General features: G+C 37.9%; 9 protein-coding genes. 7 read left to right on the top strand and 2 right to left on the bottom strand.

Annotation, left to right across the window (positions count from 1 at the left end):
* On the top strand, positions 1–264 hold a 264-nt coding region (locus B5G33_RS20585; protein WP_140403181.1), incomplete at its 5' end, for a transposase.
* A 13-nt stretch (positions 265–277) separates the two neighbouring features.
* Positions 278–445 (top strand): hypothetical protein, encoded by a 168-nt coding sequence (locus B5G33_RS21475; RefSeq protein WP_158229663.1) that lies wholly within the window; start codon positions 278–280, stop codon positions 443–445.
* Positions 446–801: 356 nt separating this feature from the next.
* Here the strand turns inward: B5G33_RS21475 and B5G33_RS20580 are convergent, their stop codons facing one another.
* Complete coding sequence (locus tag B5G33_RS20580; RefSeq protein WP_087418946.1) at positions 802–2,172, bottom strand: relaxase/mobilization nuclease domain-containing protein; 1,371 nt, start codon at positions 2,170–2,172, stop codon at positions 802–804.
* Positions 2,121–2,462: a MobC family plasmid mobilization relaxosome protein gene (locus B5G33_RS20575; RefSeq protein WP_087418945.1), complete on the bottom strand. Its 342-nt coding sequence runs from the start codon at positions 2,460–2,462 to the stop codon at positions 2,121–2,123. The genes B5G33_RS20580 and B5G33_RS20575 overlap by 52 nt, the downstream gene beginning before the upstream one ends.
* A gap of 675 nt (positions 2,463–3,137) precedes the next feature.
* Here B5G33_RS20575 and B5G33_RS20570 point away from each other — a divergent pair.
* From B5G33_RS20570 to B5G33_RS20550, 5 genes are all read left to right on the top strand, one after another.
* Positions 3,138–3,668, top strand: coding sequence for an RNA polymerase sigma factor (locus tag B5G33_RS20570; RefSeq protein ID WP_087418944.1), 531 nt, complete (start codon positions 3,138–3,140; stop codon positions 3,666–3,668).
* A complete protein-coding gene (locus tag B5G33_RS20565) occupies positions 3,658–4,422 on the top strand; it encodes a hypothetical protein (RefSeq protein ID WP_242974799.1) in 765 nt (254 codons plus the stop codon). The genes B5G33_RS20570 and B5G33_RS20565 overlap by 11 nt, the downstream gene beginning before the upstream one ends.
* The gene (locus B5G33_RS20560) at positions 4,410–5,300 is read left to right on the top strand and encodes an ABC transporter ATP-binding protein (RefSeq protein ID WP_087418942.1); all 891 of its coding nucleotides are present in this window, start codon (positions 4,410–4,412) and stop codon (positions 5,298–5,300) included. The genes B5G33_RS20565 and B5G33_RS20560 overlap by 13 nt, the downstream gene beginning before the upstream one ends.
* Position 5,301: 1 nt before the next feature.
* Positions 5,302–6,369 carry an ABC transporter permease gene (locus B5G33_RS20555; RefSeq protein WP_242974798.1) on the top strand — a complete coding sequence of 356 codons (1,068 nt, stop codon included), beginning with the start codon at positions 5,302–5,304 and terminating at the stop codon, positions 6,367–6,369.
* 108 nt (positions 6,370–6,477) lie between these two features.
* Positions 6,478–6,840 (top strand): winged helix-turn-helix domain-containing protein, encoded by a 363-nt coding sequence (locus B5G33_RS20550; RefSeq protein ID WP_330396757.1) that lies wholly within the window; start codon positions 6,478–6,480, stop codon positions 6,838–6,840.
* Positions 6,841–6,957 lie beyond the last annotated feature (117 nt).

Here is a 6,957-nt window from a genome sequence, read left to right as displayed (position 1 = left end):
GAAGATGTGAGTTCTTTCTTCCAGTTTTCCGGAGATATCCGCAGAATTATGTATACCACAAACATCATAGAAGGGCTGAACCGTCAATACAGGAAAGTCACAAAGACAAAGAGTGTGTTTCCAAGTGATACCGCTCTTGAAAAGATGCTGTTTCTTGCGAGCAGAAATGTAACAAAGAAGTGGACGCAGCGTTATCGGAACTGGGATCAAGTGTTGAACCAACTGATTCTTTTATATGACGAGAGACTGACAGCATACCTGTAAAAGGAAAACAGGAGTGGATGAAAAACTATTCCGCTCCTGTCTTCCCCTTATTCCTTCGGCATTTATAGTATTCCCAGAAAATCCCAGCTTATTCCTGAGGCCGGGTGTGGGCAGAGCCCACGAAAAAGGGATTACCGATGCCGTTATTTGTGCTGCAAAAAATTTTAAAATTCATGTATAACATGAGTCAAATGGGTAATACTATAAACAGATAAGTAATTCGACAGCAAAAAAAGCAGAAGTTCCGACAAGACAATTATACATATCTGTTTCTTATCAAAGAAGAATTTTTCCCATAGACACAGAAAATTTTACGCCCTCAACGTAACCGCAAATAAACGGAAAGGCTATCCTCTACGCCAATAGGGGATAGCCTGTAATCCGTTAATAAACTTAACGCTTTATAAGTTTCCGATTGTGCAACCGTTGGACACTCCAATATCCTTCGGTTTTCTAATCTGATTATAAACCAGCCTTGCGGATTTTGCAAGAGGTTTAGGATAGGGGTGCCCAGCGCACCTCTATTTTTTTGCCAATTTACAGGTTCGGAGTATCTTTTTTCTCCTGTTGTTCCTGTGCCGGATCGGGCTGTGTCCGTCCGAGATACTGATTGAGATTTTCCTGTTTCCGTTTCAGCTCACGCACTTCCTTTTCACAATCTTTATAGGTGGAAGTCAGCTCGCTTTTCTGCTTCATCAGTTCCTGATACTCTGCTTTTAGCTTATCGACATTCAAGCCCTTTAAGTTTATGCCCGCCTGTTCAAGCATACGTCTGGCGCCGCCATAAAGAATGATCTGGCTTTCGTATCTGCGGAAATATGCGTCCGGGTTCTTGGCTTTTTTGTAGCCGATATGATAGGAGCGGTTGTCTTTATACTGCTGTGCGTATTTGATGATTTCCGCAAGGTCTTTGATCCGGTGTTCCAGTTCTACTACGCTCTGCTTTGCAGACTTTCCGGCTTCGGTTTTCACCGCAATTTTGTGTTCCAGTTCTGACAGGGAACCGACTTCATTATAGTTTTGTGCGGCGATCTTTAAATTCTCGATGGCAGCCCACCTTTGCAGTCCCGGACTGCTCTGAAATTTTTCGTCTGAGGTGTCAATGAGCCTGCGGGCAGAGTAGTCCCTTTTTGGGATAACTGCCTTTCGTTCCCGTTTCCTTTCAATGCGTTCCCGGATACGTTCCTTTGTGTATTCTTTACCCAAAGACTTCGCACTGCCACGCACAAAACGCTCTTTATCCAGAGGACGGAATGAGATGTATTTGGCAGCTCCTTCTTCAAAAGTTTCCCCTTTGATTTCATACCCTTTGGCTCTCATCAGAAGCAGAAATTCTTCATAAGTGGAAGCCGACTTGATGCAGAAATTGATGTCCTTTCTGATCTGCGTTTTCCATGCAGAACCGCTCTGCTCAGACTGCCATTCTTTGTATTTTTTGCCACGCCGGGAATCCGGAATGATGACGGAAAGATTGTGCTCCTTGCACAGTTCATCACTCAGTTTCCGGATGTGGTAATAGGACTGTTTGCAGTCGTGATATTTGTTATGTTCTATGTTGTCAGCGGCGCAAAAAATGATGTGGTTATGAACGTGCCCTTTGTCAATATGGGTGGTAACAACATACGAATATTTCCCCTCTAAAAGTTTATCTGCAAGCTCTTTTCCAATGCGGTGCGCTTCCTCAAAACCAACCTCTCCCGGAGCAAAAGCCTGTATCAGATGATAGGCTTTGTTGGGACTGTTTTCCCGGCAGTGGTCGAGAGTATATTTGAAGTCATAAGCTGCGGTTTCCGGAGAACAGGCATAAGAGGAAACGAACATTTTTTCATCTGTCTTTTCGGGGTTGCAGATGTAGGCTATCGCTTTATCAACGGTTGCTTTGATAGCATGGATTTTTGTGTACGCCATACCTCATTCATCAACTCCTTTACTTCGTCCATATCTTCTTTATAAATGTTTCCGGTGCTGTTTACCCGCTTGGCAATCTGGTTCAAATTTGAGCTGATACGTCCAAGCTCCGTATTATAATTTCTTAAATAACTGTAATCCACGTCATAGACATAGCCATACAAAATGAGCTTGCGTAAGAAAGCGGACTTGCTTTTCATTCCTGATAATCGGAACTTCTCGTCCAGGATATATTGCTCGTCATCATCGAGATAAAATTGCACCGGATTAGTGCGTTTTCTGTTTGCCATTTCTTTAACTCCTTCCTTTTTTGGGTACAAAAAAACTGCTGTAAAATGTTCGATGTTTTACAACAGTTTTTTTCAAAGTGTATTCGATTTTTGGATAGAATTATCCAAAAAAAATTGTAGCAAAATTGCAGAAGAAGGTCAATGATTTTGCTGTGAAAAGTGGCTCAAAAAATATAAGAGGGTTAGGGATACTTCCCTATGGAAATTTACGGGATATGCCTGTGGCATAAAAGTAAATTTCAGCCCATGTGTCATGACATGGGCAGTGCTTGCTATGTGTGTTTCCGACACTCCCGGAGGGTGTGTCGGTATTTTAATGTAAGTGAAAAACGGTTGTGGGTGTTCTTTTTGAATGAAAAGAACAGGATACAGTATAATGACCAGTGCAAGAAGTGTGTGCATGAGTGTAAGCAGAGCTTCCAGTGCAGGATTGTGTGTGTGGGAAGTATTACTCTAAGCGGAGAAAAAGGTAGTAATGATTTGCTTGAACATAACATAATCGCAGGGATGGAAAATAGTAGTATAATAAATTGCAGGAAGTAGAATTAAGCGAGCTATTGTGCGTATTTGAGAATGAATGGCAAAAAAATATTAAAAAATAAATTTATAGTGAACTTTTTTTACTCTGTAGTGGTTATATAAGATGTAAGACGTTTTATGATTGGAGAAAACGCTATGAAAGACAGCGAATTGATTCAAAAAGTACATAGCGGAAATAAAGAGGCAGTCGGTAGTATTATTGAACGATATTATGCAGATATTTATCGCTTTTGTCTATATATGGTTCAAACAGAGGATGATGCCTACGACATTGCTCAGGAAACTTTTTTGAAATTTATGAAATATGGAACTTCCTATAAACATCATAATCTCAAAGGTTATCTCCTGACTATTGCAAGAAATATATGTTTTAATTATTTCCGGGATAAGAAAGAAAAAGTAACAGCCATCGAATGGGAGGAGATTGATAAAATTCCAAATAATAAAGATATGCTGACCGAAGCGGAGGATGCCGTTTATTTGAGAAATTTATTAAAGGAACTTTCGCAGGATACGAGGGAAGTTATTATTCTGCGTATTTATGAAGAAATGAAATTTAAAGATATTGCAAAGATTATGGGGTGCAGTGTTTCTACTACAAAGTCAAGATTTCGATTAGGTGTAAATCAGTTAAAAAAGTTAATGGAGAATGATTATGAGAGATAGCGAAATAAAGACTCTTTTTGCAAAGGCAGATGAGCAAGTTCATGTTGATGAAATAAGAAAACAAAAGACTTATTATGCAATGATTGAGGAAATGGAAAAGCAGAGAACGCCGATGATGTCTACAAAAAATATTTTGCTTCATCAATTTTGGTACATGGATAAATTGTTTTTTGCTGTTTATGGTGTCCTTATTTGTTTAGGAATTATTTTTATTACAGCATTGCAATATACCGGATTGAATCAAAATGGGATGATTACTGTATGTATGGTTGGAGCAGGTATTCTTAGCATAACGTCTATTAGTGTGATTGATAAATTGTTTTTTGGAAAAATGGCAGAGTTAGGAGAAAGCTGCTATTTCAATACAAAACAGTGTGTTGCTGCATGGCTGGTATTGTCGGGGATGATAAATGTTATGATATTGTTTTTGATAGCTGGCTATTTGAACTATCATTGGAGAGTTGGATTATTACAGGTGGGGCTGTATATCTTAACTCCATATCTAGTATCAAGCATAACTGCATTAGGGATTTTATCAATGGAAACAAGAGGAAAGAATTCATCTTTATTTGGTATGAGTGCCATCTTTTTATCAATAAGTTATGGAGTAATAGGTTCGATTCCGAGAGCACTTTTTGTAACAACTCTTTGGATATGGGCAGTAGCTTTTCTTGTGTCGGGACTTTTATTTGTAATGCAGATAAAAAAATTGCTTAGTAAAATGGAAAAAGGAGAAGTATTATGCACGAATTAAAGTTGATGGATGTACAAAAAAAATACAAGGATAAAGAAGCAGTCAGAAAATTCAATTATACATTTACAAATGGTGTGTATGGACTGTTGGGAGAAAATGGTGCGGGAAAAACAACATTAATGAGATTGATTTGTGGTGTTTTGCAGCCAACGGGGGGAAGTATTTATTGCGATAATATTGAGATAGCCAGTATGGGAGCAGAGTATCGTAGGTTATTGGGCTATTTACCACAAGATTTTGGATATTATGGTGATTTTACTGCAGAACGCTTCCTGCGATATATGGCGGCATTGAAAGCACTACCGGAAGACTATGCCGATAGTCGTATTGACGAACTTTTAGATATGGTAGAGTTAAAAAATGTGAAAAAGAAAAAGCTGAAGACTTTTTCAGGAGGTATGATACGAAGAATAGGAATTGCACAGGCGCTTCTGAATAATCCTGAAATTTTGATTTTAGATGAACCTACAGCAGGGCTTGATCCAAAGGAGAGAGTACGCTTTCGTAATGTGATTAGTTCACTTGGAAAAAATAGGATGGTTTTACTGTCTACACATATCGTATCTGATATAGATTATATTGCAGACCGTATTTTGATTATGAAGAATGGAGAACTGATTCAAGAAGGAACGGAGAAAGAGATTACTGACAAAGTAGAAGGATGTGTTTGGAAGTGTATTGTTTCTGAAAAAGAAGCAGGGCAGATAACCAGTAGCTTCATTGTAAGCAATATGAGAAGTAGTGGAGAAAATGTTGAACTAAGAATTGTTTCAGAAAGACAGCCGGTTGCAGGTGCAGAAAATGTGGAAAGTACACTGGAAGATGCATATCTTTATCATACACAAATAACAGGGGGAGAAAAAAATGCGACTTTATAAGATGGAGCTTTTTAAACTTTTTCAAAATAAAATATTTAAAATAGGAATGTTGGCTGCGACAGGATTGCTGTTTCTGTATTTCTGGTTTGCAGAAGTCGGTGGAGAAATAGCGACAGTAGATGGAAAGTTTTATTCCGGCTATGAAGCAGTGCAGATGAATCGGAAGATTACGCAAGAATTTGAAGGTGATTTGACGGATGTAAAAGTGAATCAAATAATTGAAAAATATGGTTTGCCTACAAAAATTGAGGAAAATATGCCAGGGTGGAGAGATGGAAACTTTTTAAATGATTTTGTTACACGATATTTTACCAATGGTGCATGGGAAAATGGTGTACTTCCAACGGAAAGGTATTCTCTGAGAGAAACAGAATTGGGAAAAGCTTATGATGAAATTGGGGAAACACCTTATTTGACATATACAACGGGATGGAAGGTATTTATTGAAATGCTTCAGTTTGGATTGATTTTAGGAAGCATATTGATTATTTGCGGGGTGTCTACCATTTTCGCAGAGGAAAGCCAGACGAAAATGCTGCCATTAATTTTTAGCACGGAAGAAGGAAGAAGAAAAGATGTTCCTGCAAAAATTTTAGCTTCTTTTACATTCACTATTTTCATTTTTATGTGGTTTGTGTTTGTCAATTTAGTCTTATGCTGGATGATATATGGTTTGAAGGGATTTGAAAATATATCCTGGATGGTACTTTCTCAATATATGCTTCAACCTGTATTATTTTCGAAATATCTGGGCATTTTATTAGGATTAGCTTTTCAGGCACTTTTATCGTTATGCGCTATTACACTATGCGTTTCTGCATATCAGGATAACTCTTTTGGCGCAGTAATTATTGCGGCTGCATGTTGGGGACTTCCTGTATTGATAAGGATGTTTTTCGGAGGAATCATATGGCTTATAGTAGATTCTATGCCGATTTTTCTTGTCATGCCGGGAATTGTAAATGACATATATGAGATATGGTATATTGTACTGGGAATAAATGTTTGTTTTGCCATAGGGTGTTTGGTAAAAGGATTGGTATCTTATAAGACAAAACAATTTGCATAAAAATAATTGGCTTATACAGGATGTGAAATGGGGTGATCATTTGGGAAGATTATAATTTTAACATTTGAAGATGACGAAGAACATATTATCAACCGTATTATATCGTGTGTGAGTGAAGATATAGAGGTTTTGAAACATAAAGCTGTCCATAAAGGGGAACTTTGTTTTGAGGGACTTTATATTGATAAGCGTAAGCGCATTGTAGTTCGTAAAGAAAATGAAATTGACTTGACATATACAGAATTTGAAATTTTATTGTTGTTGGCTCAAAATGCTGGAATAGTATTTAGCAAAGAGCAGATATATGATAGTGTTTGGAAAGAGCCATATTTTGGCGATTACAACATCGTCATGAGCCATATTCGGAATATTCGGGAGAAGATTGAGGACAATCCAAGCAAGCCAATCTACATACAGACGGTCTGGGGAGTTGGGTATCGTTTTAACAAAAATTTAAGCAGCGGTCTGTAAGGTAGTGTAAAAAACTTTGTGGCTTTGGTAAAAAATGGCTCCTTTTTGGTAAGAATTACAGATATGACAATTCTTATCGAAAAGGAGTTTATTTATGGCAGTAGCAAAAGACCAAAT

Source organism: Blautia sp. An81 (genome assembly GCF_002161285.1).
Taxonomy (GTDB): Bacteria; Bacillota; Clostridia; order Lachnospirales; family Lachnospiraceae; genus Blautia; species Blautia ornithocaccae.
Note: the sequence above shows the minus strand (reverse complement) of the source record. Positions and strands in the feature narration are given on the sequence as shown.